Source organism: Streptomyces sp. NPDC017529 (assembly GCF_044329785.1).
Lineage (GTDB): Bacteria > Actinomycetota > Actinomycetes > Streptomycetales > Streptomycetaceae > Streptomyces.
In genome coordinates, this window is sequence record NZ_JBIRJY010000006.1 from 342,473 (window position 1) to 364,732 (window position 22,260).

Annotated in this window: 20 protein-coding genes and 1 riboswitch; of the genes, 12 read left to right on the forward strand and 8 right to left on the reverse strand. The window is 74.7% G+C overall.

What is annotated here, in order from left to right; translation table 11 throughout:
- The first annotated feature begins 338 nt into the window (after positions 1 to 338).
- From ACH4K4_RS18470 to ACH4K4_RS18480, 3 genes are read left to right on the forward strand one after another with little or no spacing between them, the layout of a single operon-like run.
- The gene (locus ACH4K4_RS18470; RefSeq protein WP_398168409.1) at positions 339 to 1,361 is read left to right on the forward strand and encodes an AAA family ATPase; all 1,023 of its coding nucleotides are present in this window, start codon (positions 339 to 341) and stop codon (positions 1,359 to 1,361) included.
- Positions 1,361 to 2,764 carry a DUF58 domain-containing protein gene (locus ACH4K4_RS18475; RefSeq protein WP_398168411.1) on the forward strand — a complete coding sequence of 468 codons (1,404 nt, stop codon included), beginning with the start codon at positions 1,361 to 1,363 and terminating at the stop codon, positions 2,762 to 2,764. Before ACH4K4_RS18470 ends, ACH4K4_RS18475 begins: the two co-directional genes overlap by 1 nt.
- Positions 2,761 to 5,196: a transglutaminaseTgpA domain-containing protein gene (locus tag ACH4K4_RS18480; RefSeq protein ID WP_398168412.1), complete on the forward strand. Its 2,436-nt coding sequence runs from the start codon at positions 2,761 to 2,763 to the stop codon at positions 5,194 to 5,196. Before ACH4K4_RS18475 ends, ACH4K4_RS18480 begins: the two co-directional genes overlap by 4 nt.
- Positions 5,197 to 5,451: 255 nt before the next feature.
- On the opposite strand, the gene ACH4K4_RS18485 is transcribed toward ACH4K4_RS18480, so the two are convergent.
- The 3 genes from ACH4K4_RS18485 to ACH4K4_RS18495 form a co-directional block, all read right to left on the reverse strand.
- Complete coding sequence (locus ACH4K4_RS18485) at positions 5,452 to 5,865, reverse strand: DUF3040 domain-containing protein (protein ID WP_398168413.1); 414 nt, start codon at positions 5,863 to 5,865, stop codon at positions 5,452 to 5,454.
- A 256-nt stretch (positions 5,866 to 6,121) separates the two neighbouring features.
- Positions 6,122 to 6,877 (reverse strand): methyltransferase, encoded by a 756-nt coding sequence (locus ACH4K4_RS18490; RefSeq protein ID WP_398168415.1) that lies wholly within the window; start codon positions 6,875 to 6,877, stop codon positions 6,122 to 6,124.
- Positions 6,878 to 7,023: 146 nt separating this feature from the next.
- Positions 7,024 to 7,509 (reverse strand): SAV_6107 family HEPN domain-containing protein, encoded by a 486-nt coding sequence (locus tag ACH4K4_RS18495; RefSeq protein ID WP_398168416.1) that lies wholly within the window; start codon positions 7,507 to 7,509, stop codon positions 7,024 to 7,026.
- A 226-nt stretch (positions 7,510 to 7,735) separates the two neighbouring features.
- Between ACH4K4_RS18495 and ACH4K4_RS18500 the strand changes: the two genes are divergently transcribed.
- The 5 genes from ACH4K4_RS18500 to ACH4K4_RS18520 all read left to right on the forward strand — a co-directional run bounded on the left by ACH4K4_RS18500 (position 7,736) and on the right by ACH4K4_RS18520 (position 13,934).
- Positions 7,736 to 8,497 (forward strand): ATP-binding cassette domain-containing protein, encoded by a 762-nt coding sequence (locus tag ACH4K4_RS18500; RefSeq protein WP_398168418.1) that lies wholly within the window; start codon positions 7,736 to 7,738, stop codon positions 8,495 to 8,497.
- Positions 8,469 to 10,676 carry a YhgE/Pip family protein gene (locus tag ACH4K4_RS18505; protein WP_398168420.1) on the forward strand — a complete coding sequence of 736 codons (2,208 nt, stop codon included), beginning with the start codon at positions 8,469 to 8,471 and terminating at the stop codon, positions 10,674 to 10,676. Before ACH4K4_RS18500 ends, ACH4K4_RS18505 begins: the two co-directional genes overlap by 29 nt.
- A 35-nt stretch (positions 10,677 to 10,711) precedes the next feature.
- Complete coding sequence (locus ACH4K4_RS18510) at positions 10,712 to 11,323, forward strand: TetR/AcrR family transcriptional regulator (protein WP_398168422.1); 612 nt, start codon at positions 10,712 to 10,714, stop codon at positions 11,321 to 11,323.
- Between the two features lie 385 nt (positions 11,324 to 11,708).
- Positions 11,709 to 12,329, forward strand: a complete 621-nt coding sequence (locus ACH4K4_RS18515) for a DUF4126 domain-containing protein (RefSeq protein ID WP_398168423.1) — start codon at positions 11,709 to 11,711, stop codon at positions 12,327 to 12,329.
- A gap of 60 nt (positions 12,330 to 12,389) precedes the next feature.
- Positions 12,390 to 13,934: a phytoene desaturase family protein gene (locus ACH4K4_RS18520; protein WP_398168425.1), complete on the forward strand. Its 1,545-nt coding sequence runs from the start codon at positions 12,390 to 12,392 to the stop codon at positions 13,932 to 13,934.
- A 107-nt stretch (positions 13,935 to 14,041) separates the two neighbouring features.
- Here ACH4K4_RS18520 and ACH4K4_RS18525 read toward each other — a convergent pair whose 3' ends face one another.
- Together ACH4K4_RS18525 and metF are read right to left on the reverse strand one after the other, a co-directional pair.
- Positions 14,042 to 15,076, reverse strand: coding sequence for a hypothetical protein (locus ACH4K4_RS18525; protein ID WP_398168427.1), 1,035 nt, complete (start codon positions 15,074 to 15,076; stop codon positions 14,042 to 14,044).
- 52 nt (positions 15,077 to 15,128) lie between these two features.
- Positions 15,129 to 16,046: a methylenetetrahydrofolate reductase [NAD(P)H] gene (gene metF, locus ACH4K4_RS18530; RefSeq protein WP_398168428.1), complete on the reverse strand. Its 918-nt coding sequence runs from the start codon at positions 16,044 to 16,046 to the stop codon at positions 15,129 to 15,131.
- 183 nt (positions 16,047 to 16,229) lie between these two features.
- On the opposite strand from metF, the gene ACH4K4_RS18535 reads away from it, so the two are divergent.
- Complete coding sequence (locus ACH4K4_RS18535) at positions 16,230 to 16,892, forward strand: class I SAM-dependent methyltransferase (protein WP_398168429.1); 663 nt, start codon at positions 16,230 to 16,232, stop codon at positions 16,890 to 16,892.
- A gap of 80 nt (positions 16,893 to 16,972) precedes the next feature.
- Here ACH4K4_RS18535 and thiE read toward each other — a convergent pair whose 3' ends face one another.
- The 3 genes from thiE to ACH4K4_RS18550 all read right to left on the reverse strand — a co-directional run bounded on the left by thiE (position 16,973) and on the right by ACH4K4_RS18550 (position 19,494).
- Complete coding sequence (gene thiE / locus ACH4K4_RS18540) at positions 16,973 to 17,623, reverse strand: thiamine phosphate synthase (RefSeq protein ID WP_398168430.1); 651 nt, start codon at positions 17,621 to 17,623, stop codon at positions 16,973 to 16,975.
- 151 nt (positions 17,624 to 17,774) lie between these two features.
- Positions 17,775 to 18,140, reverse strand: coding sequence for an Rv2175c family DNA-binding protein (locus ACH4K4_RS18545; protein WP_030020891.1), 366 nt, complete (start codon positions 18,138 to 18,140; stop codon positions 17,775 to 17,777).
- A 70-nt stretch (positions 18,141 to 18,210) separates the two neighbouring features.
- Positions 18,211 to 19,494, reverse strand: coding sequence for an NAD(P)/FAD-dependent oxidoreductase (locus ACH4K4_RS18550; RefSeq protein WP_398168432.1), 1,284 nt, complete (start codon positions 19,492 to 19,494; stop codon positions 18,211 to 18,213).
- 172 nt (positions 19,495 to 19,666) lie between these two features.
- Positions 19,667 to 19,780: riboswitch (TPP riboswitch) on the forward strand.
- Between ACH4K4_RS18550 and thiO the strand changes: the two genes are divergently transcribed.
- The 3 genes from thiO to ACH4K4_RS18565 all read left to right on the forward strand — a co-directional run bounded on the left by thiO (position 19,778) and on the right by ACH4K4_RS18565 (position 22,113).
- Positions 19,778 to 21,094 (forward strand): glycine oxidase ThiO, encoded by a 1,317-nt coding sequence (thiO, locus tag ACH4K4_RS18555; protein WP_398168434.1) that lies wholly within the window; start codon positions 19,778 to 19,780, stop codon positions 21,092 to 21,094. It overlaps the preceding riboswitch by 3 nt.
- A complete protein-coding gene (gene thiS, locus ACH4K4_RS18560; protein WP_360137614.1) occupies positions 21,091 to 21,309 on the forward strand; it encodes a sulfur carrier protein ThiS in 219 nt (72 codons plus the stop codon). Before thiO ends, thiS begins: the two co-directional genes overlap by 4 nt.
- A 9-nt stretch (positions 21,310 to 21,318) precedes the next feature.
- A complete protein-coding gene (locus ACH4K4_RS18565; protein WP_398168435.1) occupies positions 21,319 to 22,113 on the forward strand; it encodes a thiazole synthase in 795 nt (264 codons plus the stop codon).
- Positions 22,114 to 22,260: the final 147 nt, after the last annotated feature.

The window sequence follows — 22,260 nt, forward strand, 5'->3', positions numbered from 1 at the left end:
GGGGGGGGGGGGGGGCACTCCCCCCCCGTGTCGGCCGGGGGGCTCCCGCGTTTGGGGGCCGGCGCCCCGGGGCCCGGGCCCGGGGGGGTGGGGGCGGGGGGGCCCGCCCCCCCGCCCACACGGCTTCGCGGACGGACCGCGCCGGACGGCGCGGCGCGCGAGTTATCCACAGGCCATGACGCGGGGCGGCGCCGACGGCGAGAATGCGTGTGTGACGCTGCGGTGGCCGCCAGGCACCGCGGCGCATGGCGGGGAGGGCCGGTCCGTACGGAGGACTCCGGCCCGCACAGGGGTACCCCGCGCTTCCCGGAGCGCGGGGCAGGGCCGAGGAGGGCCGGGTGACGACCTATGACGAGCGAGCGAGCCTCAGCGATCTGACCACCACAGCGGAGCGGGTCCGCAGGTCGGTGGAGGGTGTGATCGAGGGCAAGCCGGAGGTCGTACGGCTCTCGCTGACCGTGCTGCTCGCGGAGGGCCACCTGCTCATCGAGGACGTGCCGGGCGTGGGCAAGACGATGCTCGCCAAGGCGCTGGCCCGCTCCATCGACTGCTCGGTGCGGCGCATCCAGTTCACCCCCGACCTGCTGCCGTCGGACATCACGGGCGTGAGCGTCTTCGACCAGCAGCGGCGGGACTTCGAGTTCAAGCCCGGCGCGGTCTTCGCCCAGATCGTGATCGGCGACGAGATCAACCGCGCCTCGCCCAAGACCCAGTCGGCGCTGCTGGAGTCGATGGAGGAGCGCCAGGTCACGATGGACGGGCAGACCTACGAGCTGCCCGGCCCCTTCATGGTCGTCGCCACCCAGAACCCGGTCGAGATGGAGGGCACGTACCCGCTGCCCGAGGCGCAGCGGGACCGCTTCATGGCGCGGGTCTCCATCGGGTACCCCAGCCCGGACGCCGAGTTGCAGATGCTGGACGTGCACGGCGCGGCCTCGCCCCTGGACGACCTCCAGCCGGTCGCGCACGCCGACGAGATACTGAAACTGATCGACGCGGTGCGCACGGTCCACGTCGCCGAACCGGTGCGCAGATACGCGGTCGACCTGGTGACCGCCACCCGCACCCATCCCGACCTGCGGCTCGGCGCCTCACCTCGGGCGACGCTGCACCTGCTGCGCGCGGCGAAGGCCGCCGCCGCGCTGGCCGGCCGGGAGTACGCGCTGCCGGACGACGTGCAGGCGCTCGCGGTGCCGGTGCTGGCGCACCGGCTGCTGCCGACCGCGCAGGCCCAGTTGAACCGCCGCACGGCCGAGCAGGTCGTGGTCGAGATCCTGCACCGCACGCCGGTCCCCGACCCCTCGGCGCAGCAGTGGCGCCGGTCGCACGCGCAACAGCCGCCCGGCGCCCGGGGGTTCTGATGCCTGCCGGGGGGATCGGGGAAGCACCGGAGCGGGGCGGGCTGCGGGCCGCCCTCGGGGGGCTGACGACGCGCGGACGGTCCTTCCTGGCCGCCGGTGCCGCGGCCGCCGTGTGCGCCTACGCCCTCGGGCAGACCGACCTGCTGCGCGTCGGACTGCTGCTGGCCGCCCTGCCCCTGGTGTGCGTGGTCGTGCTGCACCGCACCCGCCACCGCGTCGCGGGCAGCCGCACCCTCTCCCCCGCCCGGGTGCCGGCCGCCGCCGAGTCCCGGGTCCTGCTGCGGGTGGAGAACGTCTCGCGGCTGCCCACCGGTGTGCTGATGCTCCAGGACCGGGTGCCTTACGTGCTCGGGCCCCGGCCGCGTTTCGTGCTGGACCGGGTCGAGGCCGGCGGCCGCCGCGAGGTGTCCTACCGGGTCCGCTCCGACCTGCGCGGGCGCTATCCGCTGGGGCCGTTGCAGCTGCGGCTGTCCGACCCGTTCGGCATGTGCGAGCTCACCCGGTCCTTCAGCGACCACGACACGCTGACGGTGGTGCCGCGGGTCGAGCCGCTGCCGCCGGTGCGGCTCGCCGGCGAGGCGTCCGGGTACGGCGACGGGCGGCAGCGTTCGCTCGCGCTGGCCGGCGAGGACGACGTCATCCCCCGCGGCTACCGGCACGGCGACGACCTGCGCCGGGTGCACTGGCGCTCCACGGCGCGCTACGGCGAGCTGATGGTCCGCAGGGAGGAGCAGCCGCAGAAGGCCCGCTGCACGGTGCTGCTGGACACCCGGTTCACGGCCCATCAGGGCACCGGGCCCGACTCCGCGTTCGAGTGGGCGGTCTCGGGCTCCGCCTCGGTGGCGGTCCACCTGCTGGAGCGCGGCTTCTCGGTGCGCTTCCTGACCGACACGGGCACGTCCGTGCCGGGCCCCGACGGGGCCGGCGGCTACGCGGGCGGCCCCGGTTCCGCCGACGCCGCCGGGCTCCTGCTGGACACCCTGGCCGTGGTGGAGCACTCCGACGAACCGGGCCTGGCACGGGCGTACGACGTCCTGCGCGGCGGCAACGAAGGGCTGCTGGTCGCGTTCTTCGGGGATCTGGACGAGGAGCAGGCCGCGGTGGCCGGACGGATGCGGCAGCGCAGCGGGGCGGCGGTCGCGTTCGTGCTGGACGGGGACGCCTGGTCGCGGGGGCCCGGCGGGTTCAGGTTCACGGGCGAGGAGGCTCGGGTGCCGCTCGACGAGCGGCTGCGGATGCTGCGCGAGGCGGGCTGGAAGGCGCTGCCCGTGGCGCCGGGCGACTCGCTGGCGGCGCTGTGGCGGCAGGCGGACCGGGCGGACGGCGGTGGCACGGCGCCGGGCGGCGGGTCCGCCGGGCCCGCCGGGTCCGTCGCGGCATCGGGGAACGGAGCGGTGACATGAGCGGGCGGGCACGGCTGGCGGTGTGCGCGGCGGTGGCGACGCTGTGCGCCGCGTGCGCACTGCTGCCGCTGGTGGACCCGGTCGGCTGGGTGCTCCAGGCGGCGGTCCTGCTGGCGATCGTGACCGGGGTGGGCGCGCTGGCCCGCCGGGTACCGCTGGCGCGCCCGCTGACCGTGACGGCGCAGGCCCTGGTCGCCTTGCTGCTGCTCACCGTGCTCTTCGCGCACGACAAGGCGACCGCCGGTGTGCTGCCGGGCCTGGACGTCCTCCTGGAGTTCGCCGAGCTGATGCAGGAGGGCGTCGCCGACGTCAGCCGCTACGCGATACCGGCTCCGGTGACGGAGGGCATCCGCCTGCTGCTGGTCGGCGGGGTCGTGCTGGTCGGGCTGGTGGTGGACGCGCTGGCCGTGACGTACCGGAGCGCGGCGCCCGCGGGTCTGCCGCTGCTCGCGCTGTATTCGGTGGCGGCGGGCCTGTCCCAGGGCGAGGCGAGCTGGCTGTGGTTCCTGATCGCGGGGGCCGGTTATCTGCTGCTGCTCCTGGCCGAGGGCCGGGAGCGGCTCTCGCAGTGGGGCCGGGTCTTCGGCGGCCGCGGCCCCGGCACCGGACGGCCGCCGGTCGCCGGAGGGCAGAGCCACGCCTCGGCGGCGGGCGGCCCCGCGCACGCCCCGGTCCGTACCGGCCGCCGGATCGGCGCGCTGGTGCTGGGGATCGCCCTGGTGGTGCCGGCGGTGCTGCCCTCCCTCGGCGGCGGGCTGCTGGGCCCGGCCGCGGTCGGGCGGGGCGCCGGCGGCGGAGGCACGATCTCCGCGGTGAACCCGCTGGTCTCCTTGCAGAACAGCCTGAACCAGCCGGAGGACAAACAGGTCCTCAACTACCGCACGACCACGTCCGACACCCGCGACCTGTACCTGCGGATCGTGGCCCTCGACCAGTTCGACGGTACGGCGTGGAAGCCGTCCGAGCGCGCCGTCAAGGACGTGCCCGCCCAGCTCCCCGACCCGGCCGGGCTGAGCCCCGCGGTGGACGTCACCACGGTCAACACCTCGATCTCCGCCGCTCCTTGGTACGCGCAGAGCTGGCTGCCGCTCCCCTACCCCGCCTCCCGGGTGGACATATCCGGGCGCTGGCGCTTCGAGCCCGAGGGCCGCACCCTGGTCGGCGACCGCGGGCAGAACACCCGCGGCGCGCAGTACCAGGTCGAGAGCCTCCTCGTGCGGCCCACCAGGCAGCAGCTCGCCATGTCGCCGGCGCCGCCCGCCGAGCTGGCCCGCGAGTACACGCGGGTGCCGGACTCGCTGCCCGCGGTGGTGCGCGAGACCGCGGAGCAGGTGACACGGGGCGCCGGCTCGGCGTACGACAAGGCGGTCAGGCTCCAGGACTGGTTCTCGCTCAACGGCGGCTTCACCTACAACACGGAGGTACAGGCCGGCAGCGGCACGGAAGCCATCGCGCGGTTCCTGGAGCAGAAGGAGGGCTTCTGCGTGCACTTCGCCTTCTCGATGGCGGCGATGGCACGCACGCTGGGCATACCGGCCCGGGTCGCGGTCGGGTTCACCCCCGGCACCCGGCAGAGCGACGGCTCCACCTCGGTGGGCCTCAAGGACGCACACGCCTGGCCCGAGCTGTACTTCGAGGGGGCCGGCTGGACGCGCTTCGAGCCGACGCCGAGCCGTGGCACGCTGCCCGACTACACCCTGGCCGACACCCCGGCCACCGGCGGGACGACCGGCCCGGCGCCGCAGCCGTCGCGGTCGGCGGCCGCACCCGCGGAGCCCTCGCCCGCGCAGAGCTGCGCCCCGGCCGACCGGCGGGCCGGCCCCTGCTGGACGCCGCCCGCGCAGGCGGCGAGCGGCCCGGCCGGCGACGGCCCCTCGCCCTGGACGATCGTCCTGGGCTGCCTCGGCGTCCTGGTCCTGCTGCTGGTGGTGGCGCTGCCGCTGCTGTGGCGGGCGTGGGCCCGTTCCCACCGCCTCGGCGGCGGCCGCACGGGCCAGGACCCCGCGGCGCGTACGCTCGCGGCCTGGCGGGAACTGGTCGACACCGGCTGGGACTACGGCATCGTGCCGGACGAATCGCTGACCCCGCGCAAGGCGGCGGAGCGCATTGTACGGATAGGCGAGCTGGACGGCGCGGCGGCCGACGCCGCCCACCGCGTCGCCGCCTCGGTCGAGCAGGTCCTCTACGCGCCACGGCCGCGGCCGGCGTCCGGGCTCGCGGACGAGGTGCGCCGCGTCCGGTCCGGGCTGCACGCGGCCGCGTCCCGGCGCCTGCGCGTGCGTGCCCTCCTGGTCCCGCGCTCCGCCGCGCGGGCCCTGTGGTCCCTCTCGTCCCGCTGGTCGGCCTTCCTGGCCCGCTGCTCCGCCAGCCGCCCGGCCGCCGCCGCCCGCCGCACGGCCAACGCCGTACGCCCTTCGCGCCAGCGCACGTAAGGGGGCGCGGGGAGCGGCGTCCGGCTTCGCTCTCGCGGTTGCAAAGAGCAAAGACGCGAGAGCCGCCCTGAAGAGGCCGGGAGCCGGGCATACGAAAGCGGCCGTCCACGTCGGGACGGCCGCTTTCGTACGGAATTCGGTCCGGGCTCGGAGGAGGCCCGGGGACCGGTCAGTGGCCTTGCTCGTCTCGAAGGCCCCGCTCGCTCAGTGGTCCCGCTCGCTCAAAGACCCGGCTCGCTCAAAGACCCGGCTCGCTCAGTGGCCCTGTTCGTCGCGGCGGCGCTGCCAGCGGCCCTCGATCCGGTCCATCATCGACCGGCGCTGCCTGGCCTGGCGGCGGGCCGGTGTGCCGCCGGGTCCCGCGCGGCCGCCCGCCGCGGCCTGCTGCTCGCCCGGCTTGGGGGCCTTGCGCCATCCGGTGACCGCGAGCACCGCGCAGCCGAGCATGACGAGGAATCCCACCACGCTGATCCAGATCTGCTGGGCGACCATTCCGGCCATGAGGAGCGCGATACCTACCAGGAAGCCCGCGACCGCTTGGTAGACCCGTCGCCGGGTGTACGTACGCAGCCCGCTTCCCTCAAGCGCTGTCGCGAACTTGGGATCTTCGGCGTACAGCGCTCGCTCCATTTGCTCGAGCATGCGCTGCTCGTGCTCCGAGAGCGGCACGGAGTCCTCCTACTCGTCGGTCGCGGGGGGCGACCGGGTGCGACCCTTTCAGGATAGGCAGGGAATCGCCCCCGTGAAACCCGCCCCTCTACGCCAATTCACTGTCCGGGCCGCCACGGCGGTCGGTGGTGTCGCAGCCTGCATTCCCCACCCGCCGATCCGTCATGCCGGACGCTGTACACCGATCATACGGGGCGAAGCGGCTGATCGGGTGGCCTGTGGCCGACTGCACGCGACCGGTACGCGGCCGGGGCGCTCAGCCCCGCTCGGCGAGCACGTGCAGCTGGGTGGCGACGGAGTGGAAGGCGGGCTGCTCGGCGGCGGCCGCCTCCAGTTTCAGCAGGGCGTCCATGGCGCCGGGCTCGGTGTCCACGAGCACACCGGGGACCAGGTCGGCGAAGATCCGTACGCCATGCACGGCGCCGACCTCCAGGCCGGTGTCCGAGACCAGCGCGGTGAGCTGCTCGGCGGTGAACCGCCGGGGCACCGGGTCCCCGTCGCCCCAGCGTCCCGCCGGGTCGGTCAGGGCGTTCCTGGCCTCGGTGAAGTGGCCCGCCAGGGCACGGGCGAGGACGGCGCCGCCCAGGCCGGCGGCGAGCAGGCTCAGGGTGCCTGCCGGGCGCAGCGCGGCGACCGCGTTGCCCACGCCCTCGGCAGGGTCGTCGACGTACTCCAGCACGCCGTGGCACAGCACGGCGTCGTAGCCACCGCGCTCGACCACGTCGAACAGGCCGTGAGCGTCGCCCTGCACCGCGCGGACGCGGTCGGCGACGCCCGCCTCGGCGGCCCGCCGCTCCAGGGCGAACAGGGCGTTGGGGCTGGGGTCCACCACCGTGACGCGGTGGCCCAGGCGCGCGACGGGCACGGCGAAGTTGCCCGTGCCGCCGCCGGTGTCCAGGACGTCGAGGGCGTCACAGCCGGCGGCCTTGGCCCGGCGCTCCAGGGCGTCTTTGAGAACCTCCCAGACCACGGCGGTACGAAGGGATGCGCGCGGGCGCAGCGGGTCAGACACGGCGGGTGGCTCCTCGACGGGGGCATGGAACTGATGGGCCCCACCCTATTGCGTCCCGCGCCGTACCCCCGCCGCGGTCCGGGTGCGCCGCGGCCGGTCGGGGCGGCTCTCCCGCCCCGGCCCCGCGCCCCCGTCCCGCGCCCGGCTCACCCCGCCCGCTGGGACGGCAGCACGGGCTGGAGGAGCAGCATCCGTTCCACCAGGCGCAGGAACATGGACACGTCGCGGATCAGGTCGTCGGCGTCGCGCGGGCCGGCCGCGCCGGCTATGCCGGCTTCGGCGCGGGCCCGGCGCTGGGCACCGGAGGCGAACAGGGCGCTCCACTCGGCCAGTTCGGGAGCGACTTCGGGCAGCACTTCCCAGGCGCTGCGGATGCGCTGCCGCCGGCGGAGGCTGGTCTCCGGGCGGCCGCGCACGGCGAGGACGGCGGCCGCGGTGCGCAGCGCGGCGAGGTGGGCGGTGGCATAGCGCTCGTTGGGGGTTTCCAGGGTGCGGGCCTCGTCCACGCCGCGCTGCGCCTGGGCAAGCAGGTCGAGGGCGGCGGGCGGCGCGGACGCCCGGCGCAGGACGGGGTGGACATCGCCCGGAGGGCCGTACGCCGCGGAGCTGCCCGCGGCCGAACTGGCTGCCATGACGAACCTCCTGTCGTCGCATGACGGTTCGAGACCGTATGGGGCCATCGTGAGGCACACCACTGACAATCGGCTCTGACCTGCTCTTTCCCTGCGAAGGCGGCCGTAATTCGGGAGATACGCGCTTTCCCCGGAAAGCGGGCGGATGTTTCCGGCCCCCTTGCGGAGCCCCGGCGCGGCTGCGCATACTTTTTTGAACTGACTGGTCAGTTCAAGGGAGGGGATCGTGCACAGCACCCCGCACGGGGCGGCCGTACGCGCCACGGGCTACGGCGTCAAAGGCCCCCGTGGCTGGGCCTTCAGGAACATCGACCTCGTGGCGGAGCCCGGGTCGCTGATCGCCGTCGAGGGCCCGTCCGGCTCGGGCCGCACCTGCCTCCTGCTCGCGCTCACCGGCCGCATGGCGTCCGCCGCCGGCACGGCCGAGGTGGCCGGTCTGCCGCTGCCCAAGAGGACGGCGGCCGTCCGGACCGTCACCGCCCTTGCTCACGTACCCGGTGTCACGGAACTGGAACCCGCCCTGACCGTCGCCGAGCACCTGCGCGAACGCACCCTGCTCCAGCGCCGGTTCGGCGGCCCGCTCCGCGCGCTGCTGCGCCCGCGCCGGGAGCGTACCGCAGCGGCCCGCGCGCGGATCGACGCGGCTCTGGAGGCCGCTGGCCTGGACCTGACCACCCTGCCCAAGGGCGACCGGACGTCCGTACGCGACCTGGAACGGCCGGAAGCGCTGCGGCTGTCGATCGCCTTGGCGCTGATCGGCGGGCCCCGGCTGGTCGCGATCGACGACACCGACATGAAGCTCTCCGACGACGAGCGCGACCTCGTGTGGGCGACGTTGCGCGCGCTGGCGGCCTCCGGGACGACCGTGCTCGCCGTGTGCAGCAAGGCGCCCCAGGGGGCGGTCGTGGTCAGTACAGCGGCCCGCGAGGACACCCGCGACGACGACAAGGAGGCGGCGGATGCGTTCGCCGAGGCTGGCCGCGCTTGAGCTGAAACGGTTCGGCAGGGGGAAGCTGCCGATGGCGGCGCTGATCGCCCTTCTGCTGCTGCCGCTGCTCTACGGCGCGCTGTACCTGTTCTCCTTCTGGGACCCGTACGGACGCCTGGACAAGATCCCCGTCGCGCTCGTCAACGAGGACGCGGGCGCCGAGGCCGAGGGCAAGAAGATCGCGGCCGGCGACGGCATCGTGGACGGGCTGCGCGCCAGCCACACCTTCGACTGGCACGAGGTGAGCGCCCAGGAGGCCGACAAGGGCGTCGAGGACGGCTCGTACTACCTGTCGCTGACCGTTCCGAAGGACTTCAGCAAGCGGCTCGCGTCCAGTTCCGGCGACCATCCGGAGACCGGCGCCCTGAAGGTGCGGACGAACGACGCCAACAACTACATCGTCGGGCAGATCTCCCGCACGGTCTTCTCCGAGGTGCGCTCGGCTGCCTCCGCGAAGTCCTCGCGCGGCTTCTACGACAGCATCTTCGTCTCCTTCTCGACGCTGCACGACAAGACCCAGGAGGCGGCGGACGGCGCGGGCAGGCTCAAGGACGGCATCGGGCAGGCCCAGGACGGCACCGGCAAGCTCAAGGACGGGCTCGGTACGGCGAAGGACGGCAGCGGCACCCTGGTCACCGGCCTTCGGGACCTCGACGCGGGCGCAGACAAGCTCTCCACGGGCACCGCCGACCTCTCCAGGGGCGCGTCCGCCGCCTCCCGCGGCGCCGGACAGCTGGCCGCCGGCTCCGGCCAGGTCGCCCAGGGCACCCAGCAGCTGGCCGACAAGGTCAACGGCGTGGTCGCCGAGGTGGGCCCCTTCGTGCGGGCGCACGGCAAGGAGATCGGCCGGGTCGCCCGGCTGGTCGCCGACGGCTCCCAGGCCGTACGCGACAACCTGGACAAGCTGCCGCGGGCGGCCGACGCGGGCGCGAAGCTCTCCCGCGGGATCTCCGACCGCCTCGCGGCCTTCTACCGGAAGCAGTGCGAGAACGCGGCCCGGCCCGACGCCTCCTGCGCCGAGCTGAAGCGGCTCAGGGACCGGGCGGACACGGCGGCCGACCAGGCCGAGCAGGTCAGCGGCTACGTCCACGACCAGAAGAACCTCGAACAACTCGGCCGCGACCTGGGTTCGCTGCACCGGCTGGCGGACGAGCTGGCGCGGCGCGGCCCGACCCTCGGCGCCGACATGGACGCCGCCGTCAAGAAGATCAACCAGCTCAACGCGGGCGCCCACCAGGTGTCGGCGGGCGCGGGGAAGCTGGCCGCGGGTACCGGCGAGCTGGCGGACGGCGCGGCCCGTGCGGCCGGCGGGGCCCGGCAGCTGCACGACGGCGCGGGCCGTGCCGCGTCCGGCGCGGGCGACCTCGACCGGGGCGTCGGCAAGCTCAAGGACGGCGCGCAGACCCTCTACGGCGGCATGTACAAGCTCTCCGACGGCTCGGAGAAGCTGGCCGGCGGGCTGCACGACGGCGTGCGGCAGATCCCGGACTACGGCACAGCGGACCGGGACGCCCGTACGCGGGTGATGGCCGACCCGGTGCAGCTCGCCTCCCAGGCGGCCCACCGCGCGCCCAACTACGGCACCGGGTTCGCGCCGTACTTCATCCCGCTCTCCCTCTGGGTCGGCGCGATGGTCGCGTACATGCTGATCCCGCCGCTCAACCGGCGCGCGCTCGCCATTGGGGCGGGCGCCTGGCGGATCGCGGTCTCCGGATGGCTGCCGGTGTTCGCCCTCGGAGTGCTCCAGACGGCCGCCCTGATGTCCGTACTGCACTACGGGCTCGGCCTCCGGATGGAGCGGGCGGCGGGCACGATCGGGTTCCTGCTGCTGGCCACGGCGTGCTTCTCGGCGATCGTGCAGTGGCTGAACGCCCGCTTCGGGCCGGCCGGCCGCATCCTGGTGCTGGCGCTGCTGATGCTCCAGCTGACGTCGGCGGGCGGCACCTATCCGGTACAGACCAGCCCCGGCTTCTTCAACGCCGTCCACCCGTTCCTGCCGATGAGTTACATCGTCGAAGGGCTGCGGCGGCTCATCACGGGCGGCGACCTCGCGCCCGTATGGCAGGGCGGCGTCGTGCTGCTCGCCTTCACGGCGGCCGCGCTCGCGCTCACCGCCTGGGCGGCGCGCGGGAAGCAGATCGTCCGGATGAAGGACCTCCACCCGGAGCTCAGCCTGTGAGCGCGCGGGCCGCCGGGAGCGGCACAATCTCCCCCATGGACAGCTCCAGCACGCGCCGCCAGGCCACCCGGCGCAAGCTCTTCGAGGCCGCGGTCACCCTCATCGCCGAACAGGGTTTCTCCTCCACGACGGTGGACGAGATCGCCGATCGGGCCGGTGTCGCGAAGGGCACCGTGTACTACAACTTCGCGAGCAAGAACGAGCTCTTCGAGGAGCTCCTGCGGCACGGGATCGAGCTGCTGGCCACCTCCCTCCAGGACGCCGCGGACGGGGCGGCGGCCCGGGGCGGCACCCGGGTGGACGCGCTGGACGCGATGATCCGGGCCGGGCTGGAGTTCATCGCCCGCTATCCGGCGCTGACCCAGCTGTACGTGGCCGAACTGTGGCGTACGAACCGGGCCTGGCAGTCGACGCTGATGGTGGTGCGCGAGCGGGCGATCACGGTCGTGGAGGGCGTGCTCCGGGAGGCGGTGGCGGCCGGCGAGCTGAGCGAGGACATCGACATCCCGCTGACGGCGTCCGCGCTGTTCGGGATGGTGCTGGTGGCGGCGCTGGACTGGCAGTCCTACCAGCCGCACCGGTCGGTCGACGACGTGCACGCGTCCTTGTCGCGCCTGCTGCAGGGCCGGGTGAGCGGGCGCCCGTGAGGCCGCGTCCGAGTCGGCCGGCCCGGCATGCGCAGCGGCGGCCGGCATCGAGTGCCGGCCGCCGCTGTCCGTATGGACGCGCTGCCCCGGTTCGGATCGTTCCCCCGGCGATCCGACCAGGACAGCGCTTCCCCCGTGGGGCCCCGTGCCCCCGTGCTTTCCCCCGTGGAGCCCCCTTGCTTCCCCCGTGCTCCCCCGTCACGTCCGGGTTGCCGCGCCGTTCCGCCGCCCCGTGCCGGCGGTGCCGGCGCCGCGTCCCTTCCGTGGCCCCCACTCTTCCGTCCGCGCAGGTCGCGGCCCATCCGCGTACCTACTCATCTCGGGGACTGAGTACGGATACTCAAACCTGAGCACCGGCGCGCAGCGGCTGGTTACGATCAGCTGCGTGTCTGTACTCCCCCTCGTTTTCACCAGTGGCTGGGCCAGCGGCATCAACGCCTACGCCGTCGTGCTGCTCCTCGGCGTGCTCGGGGCGACCGGGGTCGCCGAGGAGGTGCCCGCGTCCCTGGAGCGCACCGACGTGCTGATCGTCGCGGGCGTGCTCTTCCTGTGCGAGGCCGTCGCCGACAAGGTCCCTTACGTGGATTCCGTGTGGGACGCCGTGCACACGGTGATCCGGCCGGTCTCCGGCGGCGTGGTGGCCGCGCTGCTGGCCGGCCACGACGGGTCGCTGCCGCAGCTGGCGGCGGGCGCGGTGGGCGGCTCCAGCGCGCTGGTCAGCCACCTGGTCAAGGCGGGCACGCGGATGGCGGTGAACACCTCGCCCGAACCGGCCAGCAACTTCGTGCTGAGCACGCTGGAGGACCTGGGCGTCGCGGGCATCGTCGTCTTCGCGGTGTTCCACCCGGTGGCCGCGGCGGTCATCGCCGGTGTGCTGCTGGTCGCCGGCATCCTGCTGGTGGTCTTCCTGTGGTCGCGGGTACGGCGCTATCTGCGACGCAGGCGGCAGCGGCGCGAGGAGCGGCAGGTGGCGGCGGCGTACGGGGCCGGGCCGCCGGCGGGCTGAGCCGCCGGTCCTGGCGGGCAGGCGGCGGCGTTGTCAGTGGTGCCGGATAAAGTCGCAGGCATGGCACGGATTGCGGTGATCGGCGCCGGGATGGGCGCGATGGCGGCCGCCGCCCGGCTGGCCGTCGCGGGCCACCGGGTGGCGGTGTACGAACGCGGGGCGACGTACGGCGGCGCGGTGCGCCGCTTCGAGCGGGCGGGCTTCGGCTTCGACACGGGCCCCGGGCTGCTCCACCTGCCGGCCGTCTACCGCGACCTGTTCGTCAAGACCGGCCGCGAGCCGCTGGAGAGCGTGGTCGAGCTGTCCCAGGTCGACCCGGCCGCCCGCCACGTCTTCCCGGACGGCACGGCCGCCTCGCTGCCGAACGCGTCGCGGGCCGGTGTCCTCGCCGCGCTGGACGACGCGTTGGGCGCGGGCGCCGGCGAGCGCTGGAGCGACTTCCTGGTCCGCGCCCGCGAGGCGTGGGACCGTACGCGGCGGCCGTTGCTGGAGGAGCCGCTGTGGTCCGACTGGCAGGTGCTGGGCCGCGACCCGTATCCGGCGGAGCCCAAGCGCGGCCTGTTCGGGCGGCGCAGGCCGGCGGCGCCCGGCCCCCTCGCCGAAGTGGCCCGCCGCGAGCTCAAGGACCCGCGGCTGACCGCCCTCCTGGAGAGCTACGCCCTGGCGTACGGCTTCGATCCGCGTACGGTGCCCGCGAGCGCCGCCGTCCTGCCGTACATGGAGCAGACTTTCGGAAGTTGGTATCCGCGCGGCGGCATGCGGGCGCTGGCGGACGCGCTGTACGAAAGGTGCCTGGCCCGCAAGGTGGAGTTCACCTTCGGCGCGGAGGTGACGCGCGTCGTGGTGGCGGACGGCCGGGCGGCCGGCGTCGAGCTGCGCGACGGCACGTGCGCCGACGCGGACACGGTCGTCGCGGGCCTCGCCCCCGGCCGGCTGCCGGCGCTCCTGAAGGACGCGGAGCCGTGGCGCGCGGACGATGTACGTCCCGGTACGGACGCGGAGCGCCGCGCGCCGGGCCGGTTCACGGTCTGCCTCGCGCTGCGCGGCCCCCGCCCGGCGGACGCCGCGCACCGGACGGTCGTCCACGCGGCCGACCGCGCCGTGGAGTTGGCGGCGGTGTTCGGGCAGGGGCAGGGGGCGCTGTGCGACCGCCCGACGGTGACGGTGCTGCGCCCCGACGACCCCGGCTCCCGGCCCGACGACGGCCACGAGGCCGTGACACTGAGCGCCGCGGTGGCGCCGTACGGAGACCTGGCGCTGCCGCCCGCCGCGGACGGGGAGGTCGCGGAGCACGGCGAGACGCCCGCGCAGGCGGCCGCCGCCGACCGGCTGACCGAGGCCGCCGGGGCCGCGATACCCGGGCTGCGGGAGCGGGTGCTGTGGCGTGCCGTGCTGCCGCCCGCCGAGGGCGAGTCGGTGCGGGGGCCCGCGCTGGCCGGTGACGGGGGCCGCTTCCTGCGCCCCGCCAACCGCACCCGCATACCGGGTCTCTACGCGGTCGGCGGCGGATCGCACCCGGGTGGCGGGCTGGCGCACGCCGGGATGTCGGGCGCCCTCGTCGCGGGTCTGATCGTGAACGGGGACGACTGGCGCGGCTCCCAGTGAGCTGACGGCGCCGGCTGACCGCCGGTGCGGGGCCTGTTCCGCACCGGCACGGAGAGGGCCGCTCGGTACCGGTGCGAAAAGGGCCGCTCGGTACCGGTACCGGCCGCTCAGTACCGGTACTGCTGCCCGTCGAAGCCCTGCTGGGGGTTCTGCGGGTCATGCGGGTCGTGCGGCGCCTGGTAGGGCGGGTACGGCAGTTGGTCCGGAGCGGGCTCGTTGTCGCGCTGCTGGGGTACCCACACCCCGCCGGGCGGCGTCTCGCCGTACGGCGCCTGCCCCTGCCCGGTGTCCTGCCCGCCGGGGTACTGCCCGGGGTAGGCCGCCGGGCCGCCGAAGGCGTCGTGCTGCTCGTACGGGTCGTAGGGCGCGGCGTACTGCTGCGTGCCGATGTACGGATCGGAGTAGGGCGCCTGTTGGCCCTGGTCGGCGCCGTAACCGCCGTAGTGGTCGGCGTACGGGTCCTGGCCGCCCTGGGCGCCGCCGTAAGCGCCGTCGTAGCCGTACGCGTCCTGCCCGTACCCGTCGTTCGCGGCGTAGCCGGGCTGCTGCGTGCGCGCGTCGGGGCTGTATATGCCGTACTGGCCGGTCTCGTCGGGCAGCGGCTGCGGGGCGTAGACCTCGGTGGAGTCGGCGCCCGCGTAGCCGTCCTGGGCCCCGGGCCTGCTCGGGAAGCCGTCGTGCGCGGCGAAGGGGTCCGTGCCGTCGTACGCGGCCGCCCCGGTGGGTGCGGGGAAGCCGTCCGCTCCCCCGGCGTCCGCTCCCCCTGCGCCCGCGCCCTCCATGGCCGGGACCGCTTCGAGGTCCGAGACCTGGAGCGTCGGTCCGGCGTCCGCGGCCCTGCCGCCCCGGGCCCGGCGCCGCCCCTTCTCGGGGCGCTTGCCGGGGCGCTTGCCGCGCAGGGCCCAGCCGTCGGAGAAGCCGCTGCGGAAGGAGAGCGTGACGTAGGTCTGCCCGACGGCGAAGGCGACGGCGCCCACCGCTATCACGACGACCGACGGGATGACGACGCCGACGACCACGCCGAGGAAGCCGGTGAAGGCCAGCAGCCGCCACCGCAACCGGGCCTTGTACTGGAGCAGCACTTCACCGAGGAGCCAGAGCGCCACACAGCCGAATGCGATGTAGAGGACCACCCAGCCCATTTACGCCCCTCTTCCGCCCGCTCCACGGCAGCCGTGGGTGTGGCCGCCGTGGTCAGGACTGCTGGTGCAGACCCAGATTCTCGTAGATTTCCAGCGTCGCCGTGGAGTGGTTCAGGGTAATGAAGTGCAACCCGGGACTTCCCTCGGCCATCAAGCGCGCACACAGCTCCGTCGCATACTCGATGCCAATGGAGCGTACAGCGGCCGGATCGTCCTGGACGGCGAGGATGCGTTCGGCCAGCTCGGGCGGGAAGGCCGCGTTGCTCAGCTGCGCGAACCGCTCGATCTGGCGGACGTTGGTGACCGGCATGATCTCCGGAATGACGGGCGTCTCGCAACCGGCCGCCGCGACCCGGTCGCGCAGCCGCAGGTAGTCCTCGGCGTAGAAGAACATCTGCGTGATGGCGAAGTCCGCGCCGGCGCGGCACTTGTCGACGAAGTGCCGTACGTCGGTGTCCCAGTCGGTCGAGCGCGGGTGCATCTCGGGGAAGGCCGCGACGCCGACGCAGAAGTCGCCCGACTCCTTGATGAGCCGGACCAGTTCGGCGGCGTACAGCACACCTTCCGGGTGCCGGACCCATTCGCCCATCGGGTCCCCCGGCGGGTCGCCGCGCAGCGCGAGCATGTTGCGGATGCCGGCGTCGGCGTACTGGCCGATGATGTTGCGCAGGTCGGCCGTCGAGTGGTTCACGGCCGTCAGGTGCGCGACCGGGGTGAGGGTGGTGTCGGTGGCGATCCGCTCGGTCGCGCGCACCGTGCCCTCGCGGGAGGTGCCGCCCGCGCCGTACGTCACGGAGACGAAGGTCGGTGCGACGGCCTCGATCCGGCGAATGGCGTTCCACAACGTCCGTTCGCCCTTCTCCGTCTTCGGGGCGGCGAACTCGAACGAATACGACTGCTTGCCGGAAGCGAGCAGGTCGCGCACGGTCCGTGCGCGATCAGTCCTGGTGGAAGCTGTGCCTAGGGCCATACGTGCAGGTTAACCAGCGGTCCGGCGCTCACCAACCAGTCCCGGCGAAATGCCCGGATAGCCGCGTTCCGGTCCACGCCTCGGACACCCGCCGGCCATCTGGTGTCCAGCGGGCGCCGGGCACCCGCTCGACCAGCGATCCCGTTACTCGGTCGGCGGCCCGCTGCTGTCTACCGTGGCCCCATGGCCTTACTCTCCCACCTCAACCGTTTCAACCAGCGGCACCCGTGGAGCCACAACGACCACTACGGCCCCTGGACCGCCGGCCGAGTGGCCGCGTCCGGCGCCCGCCACGTCCTCGACGTCGGGTGCGGCACGGGGAACCTCGCCGCCCTTCTGCGCCGTCGGGCGGTCACCGTCACCGGGCTCGAACCCGACCCCGGGACGGCCCGCGCCGCGGCACGGCGCTTCGCCGACGACCCCGCGGTCACCATCGTCGAAGCCGGCTTCGCCGGGCGCGACCCGCAGCGGCGCTTCGACGCCGTCACCGTGGTCGCCGTCCTGCATCACCTGCCGCTGCTGCCCACCCTGCGGGAACTGCGCGGCTGCCTCGCCCCGGGCGGGCGTCTCGTGGTCGTCGGCTGCTACCGGGAGGCCGGGCGCGCCGACCTGCTCGCCTCCCTGCCGGCCCTGCTCCTGAATCCGGTGATGGGGCTGGTCAAGCATCCGGCCCGCGCTGATGCGCCGCCCTTGCACATGACGGCGCCCACCGCCGCTCCGCGGGAGACTCTGGGCGAGATTCGGGCTGCCGCCGCGCAGGCGCTGCCCGGTGCCCGGATCCGACGGCGCCTGTTCTGGCGGTACAGCCTGGTTTACGACGCCCCCGCCGGCCACGGCCCGGCCTGACCTCGGGAGCCTCTTGTGAGCGATGGTGACAGCCGCCTGCGGAAGATGGCGGTCTCCAGCAGCTTCACGCGCGTGCCCGGTCACGCTCCGTGCGCACGCACCCGCTTGGCCAGGTCGGCGGTCGCGGCCCCCGGGTCCTCGGCCTCGGTGATCGCCCGTACGACGACGACCCGCCGGGCACCCGCTTCCAGCACCTGGTCCAGGTTGCCCGCGTCGATGCCGCCGATCGCGAACCACGGGCGCTCGGGCTGCTGCGCGGCCGCGTAACGCACCAGGTCGAGGCCGGGGGCGTGGCGCCCGGGCTTGGTCGGGGTCGGCCAGCACGGGCCCGTGCAGAAGTAGTCCACGCCGGGCTCGGCCAGCGCGGCATCCACCTCGGACTCGGCGTGGGTGGACCGGCCGATCAGCACGTCCGGGCCGAGGATCGCGCGGGCGGCGGGCACGGGCAGGTCGCCCTGGCCCAGGTGCAGCACGTCGGAGCCGATGGCGTGGGCGACGTCGGCGCGGTCGTTGACCGCCAGCAGCTTGCCGTGCCGGCGGCAGGCGTCCGCGAAGACCTCCAGGTGGGCCAGCTCCTCCCCCGCTTCCATGCCCTTGTCGCGCAGCTGCACGACGTCCACGCCCGACGCGAGCACCGCGTCCAGGAACTGCGCGAGGTCGCCCTGGCGCTTGCGGGCGTCCGTGCACAGGTAGAGCCGGGCGTCGGACAGGGCGTGGCGTGCGGTGGTCATCGGCGGGTCCCCCCAGGTAGGCGGCGTACGGGCCGGACCTTCCGGCCCGTACGCCCTAGTGGTGCGAAGACGGTCGCGGCCGCGGGTGCGATCGCGACGGCGAACGGCAGCGGACGCGCCCGAAGGAGCCCCCGCAGCCGTACAGGCGCTACTAGACGGCGAGCGCCTGGGCCCGGCGCTTCACCTCCGTACCGCGATTCTCACGCAGGGCCTGGGCGGGGGTGCCGGGCAGGGTTTCGTCGGCGGTGAAGAGCCACTCCAGCATCTCCTCGTCGGCGAAGCCGTCGTCCCGCAGGAGCGTGAGCGTCCCGACGAGGCCCTTGACGACCTTGCCGTCCTTGATGAAGTCGGCCGGCACGTGCAGGGCCCGGTTCTCGCCGCGGCGCACCGCGATCAGCTGGCCCTCCTTCACCAGCTGCCGCACACGCGTCACCTCCACGCCGATCATCTCGGCGATGTCGGGGAGGGTGAGCCAGGCGGGTACGAGTCCATCGATCTTTGCGTCAATCTCGGTCACAGGACAAGCCTGCCACCTCGCACTGACAGCCGGTAGCGGGGCATCGCCAAAGGTGCGCCGCGCGGGCCGCTCAGAGCACCGCCGACTTCAGCGGCACCGAGGCGTCCGCCGCCTTGTGCCGGTCCAGTGCCGCGCCCCGCTCGATGAGCTTGCGACCCTGGGCGAGGTCGCGCGGCCTGCCCACCGCGAGCAGGGCGACGAGCACGCCCTCGCGCAGCCAGATCACCGACCAGGCCGCGCTCGCCGGATCGCCGCGCCAGACCGTCTCGTCGGCGCCGGCGTGGTGCCCCGCGTACTGCACGAAGCGGCCGAACTGCTCGGACCAGAAGTACGGGACCGGGTCGTAGAGCGGGCCCTCCGCCTCGCCGCGGGCGATGGTGGCGGCGACCGTGCGCGGCCCCTGGAGGGCGTTGTCCCAGTGGTGGATCAGCAGCCGGCTGCCGTAGCGGGCGGACGGGAAGGAGGCGCAGTCGCCGACGGCGTACACGCCGGGGACCGAGGTGCGCAGCCGCTCGTCGGCCAGCACGGAGCGGTCCTCGGGTGACAGCTCGACGCCGGAGCCGGCCAGCCAGGAGGTCGCGGGCCTGGCGCCGATGCCGACGACGACCGCGTCGGCGGCCAGCGTCGTGCCGTCGGAGAGCGCCACCGCGCCGTCCGTGACGGCGGCGACCCTGGCGCCGGTGCGCAGCCGGGCGCCGCAGTCCTCGTACCAGGCCGCCATGGGGGCGGCGACCTCGGCGGGCAGCGCCCCGGCCAGCGGCCGGTCGGCGGCCTCGACGACGGTCACCCCGCAGCCCGCCTCGCGCGCCGCGGTGGCGAACTCGGCGCCGATCCAGCCCGCGCCGACCACCACGATCTCGCGCTGCCCGGCCAGTACGGGCCGCAGCCGCTCGGCGTCGTCGAGGGTGCGCAGCACGTGGACGTCCGGCAGGCCGGCGCCGCCGGGCAGGGTGACCGGTTCGGCGCCGGTGGCGATCACCAGGTGGTCGTACGGGAGCGGTCCGGCGTCGGTCTCGACCACCTGCGAGGCGGCGGCGAGCCCGGTGGCGCGCCGGCCGAGCAGCAGGTCGATGCCGAGCGCCGCGAAGTCCACGTCGAAGGCGGACCCGTCGGCCTTGCCGAGCAGTACGGCCTTGGACAGCGGCGGGCGGTCGTACGGCGCGTGGGGCTCGTCGCCGACCAGGGTGATCACCCCGCGCCAGCCCTGTTCGCGCAGGGCGACGGCGGTCTGCACGCCGGCCATTCCGGCGCCCACGACGACGACCCGCCGGGCGCGCTCGGCGGCGCGCTGGAGGGTGTCGTCCTCCTGGCGCGTGCGGTCCGGGTCCTGGGGAGGCTGGGTCTGCTCGCTCACCCGGCCAACTCTAGGACGGCGTGTCTCGCGGGCCGCAGCACCGCGCGACGAGATCTCTGACACAACGTCACGGTCCGTCACCCACCGGCACCCGCGAGAACCGGCCACGGCCCGGAGCGCGGGCCCGGTGCTCCCTTACGGCGCGCCCGGGACCCGTACTAGTGTGGCCGGTGAACGCACTCGCGGGAGCCCGGACGCACCGGGCTGAGAGGGAGGCTGCTGCGGCCTCCGACCGTACGAACCTGATCCGGGTCATGCCGGCGAAGGGAGGGGCTGGACACCCATGCATCCATCTGCACGGACCGCGGCACGGGCCGCCGCACCCCATACGGGCAGGGCCGGGCCGCCCGCGCCACACGTGTCACCCGGCTCCGGCGGGCACCCGGACGTACTCGTCGTCGGCGGCGGCGTCATCGGGCTGGTCACCGCCTGGCGGGCGGCCCAGCGCGGGCTGCGCACCGCCGTCGCCGACCCCGCGCCCGGCGGCGGCGCCGCCCGGGTCGCGGCCGGGATGCTGGCCGCCGTCACCGAACTGCACTACGGCGAGCAGACGCTGCTCGGCCTCAACCTCGCCTCCGCCCGCCGCTACCCGGACTTCGCCGCCGAGCTGGCCGAGGCCAGCGGCCGGGACATCGGCTACCGCCCGTGCGGCACCCTGGCCGTCGCACTGGACGCCGACGACCGCGCCTACCTGCGCGACCTGCACGCCCTCCAGCTCCGCAGCGGCCTGGACTCCGAGTGGCTGACCGGGCGCGAGTGCCGGCGCCTGGAGCCGATGCTCGCGCCGGGCGTGCGCGGCGGCCTGCGCGTGGACGGGGACCACCAGGTCGACCCGCGCCGGCTGGCGGCGGCGCTGCTCGCCGCCTGCGAGCGGGCCGGGGTCGCCTTCCACCGCACCACCGCCGAGCGGCTGACCGTCGAGCGGGGCCGCGCCACCGGTGCCGTACTGGCCGACGGCAGCCGCGTCACGGCCGGGCAGGTGGTGCTCGCCGCGGGCAGCAGCAGCGGTCGGCTGGCGGGCGTCCCGGGCGGCGTGCTGCCGCCGGTGCGCCCGGTCAAGGGCCAGGTGCTGCGGCTGCGCATGCCGGAGGTACTGCCCGGCGGCGTACCGTTCCTGTCCCGCACGGTACGGGCCGTGGTGCGCGGCGGCCCGGTCTATCTCGTACCGCGCGAGAACGGCGAACTGGTGCTCGGCGCCACCAGCGAGGAGCTGGGCTGGGACACCACGGTCACCGCCGGCGGGGTGTACGAGCTGCTGCGGGACGCACACGAGCTGGTGCCCGGCATCACCGAACTGCCGCTGGTCGAGACCCGCGCCGGACTGCGCCCCGGCTCGCCCGACAACGCGCCGCTGCTCGGCCCGACCGCGCTGCCGGGCCTGCTGGTGGCGACCGGCCACTACCGCAACGGCGTGCTCCTGACGCCCGTCACGGGCGACGCGATGGCGGCGGTGCTGACCGGCGGCCGGCTGCCGGAGGAGGCCCGGCCGTTCGCCCCCGACCGTTTCGCGCCGGAGCCGCCCGCGCACGCCTCCGCGGCGCCGCCCGGCGCCGCGCCCCGCCCCGTGCCCGCCCCCGCCTCCCAGGAGCAGCCCGCATGACCGTCACCACACCCATCACCGTCTCCGTGAACGGTGAGCCCCGCGAGTTCCCCGGAGGGCTCACCCTCGACCGGCTCGTCGCCGGCCTCACCACGGCGCCCGGCGGCGTGGCAGCGGCCGTCAACGAAGCCGTGGTACCGCGTGGCCAGTGGCCCGCCACCCCGCTCGGCGACGGCGACCGCGTCGAGGTCCTCACCGCAGTCCAGGGAGGCTGATTCCCCGTCATGGCCGACGATCTGCTCACCATCGCCGACACCACCTTCGACTCCCGGCTGATCATGGGCACCGGCGGGGCGACCAGTCTCGACGTACTGGAGCGGGCGCTGCTCGCCTCCGGTACGGAGCTGACGACGGTCGCCATGCGCCGCCTGGACCCGACCGTGCAGGGCTCGGTGCTGTCCGTACTGGAACGGCACGGCATCCGGGTGCTGCCGAACACCGCGGGCTGCTTCACCGCCGGCGAGGCCGTCCTCACCGCCCGGCTGGCCCGTGAGGCGCTCGGCACCGACTGGATCAAGGTGGAGGTGGTCGCCGACGAGCGCACCCTGCTGCCGGACCCGGTCGAGCTGCTGGACGCCGCCGAGACGCTGGTGGACGACGGCTTCACCGTGCTGCCCTACACCAGCGACGACCCGGTGCTGGCCCGCAAGCTGGAGGACGTGGGCTGCGCCGCGATCCTGCCGCTGGGCTCCCCGATCGGGTCCGGGCTGGGCATCCGCAACCCGCACAACTTCCAGCTGATCACCGAGCGGGCCCGGGTGCCGGTGATCCTGGACGCGGGCGCGGGCACCGCCTCCGACGTGGCCCTGGCCATGGAGCTGGGCTGTGCGGGGGTGATGCTGGCCTCCGCGGTGACCCGTGCGCAGGAGCCCGTGCTGATGGCGGAGGCGATGCGGCATGCCGTCGAGGGCGGCCGGCTGGCGTTCCGCGCGGGGCGGATGCCGCGCCGCCACTACGCGGAGGCCTCCTCGCCCACGGAGGGCATGGCCGCGCTGGACCCGGAGCGGCCCGCTTTCTGACGCGCCGCGGCGGCGCCGCCCCGGGGGCGCCGCCCGGACCGGCCGAAAAGGGGCATCCGGCGCGACCCGCCCACGCCCGGCCATAGGGCCTGTCACCGTTCGGCTTCAGTACGGCCCGGGCGCCGGGCGGGGCGTCGGAGCCCCGCC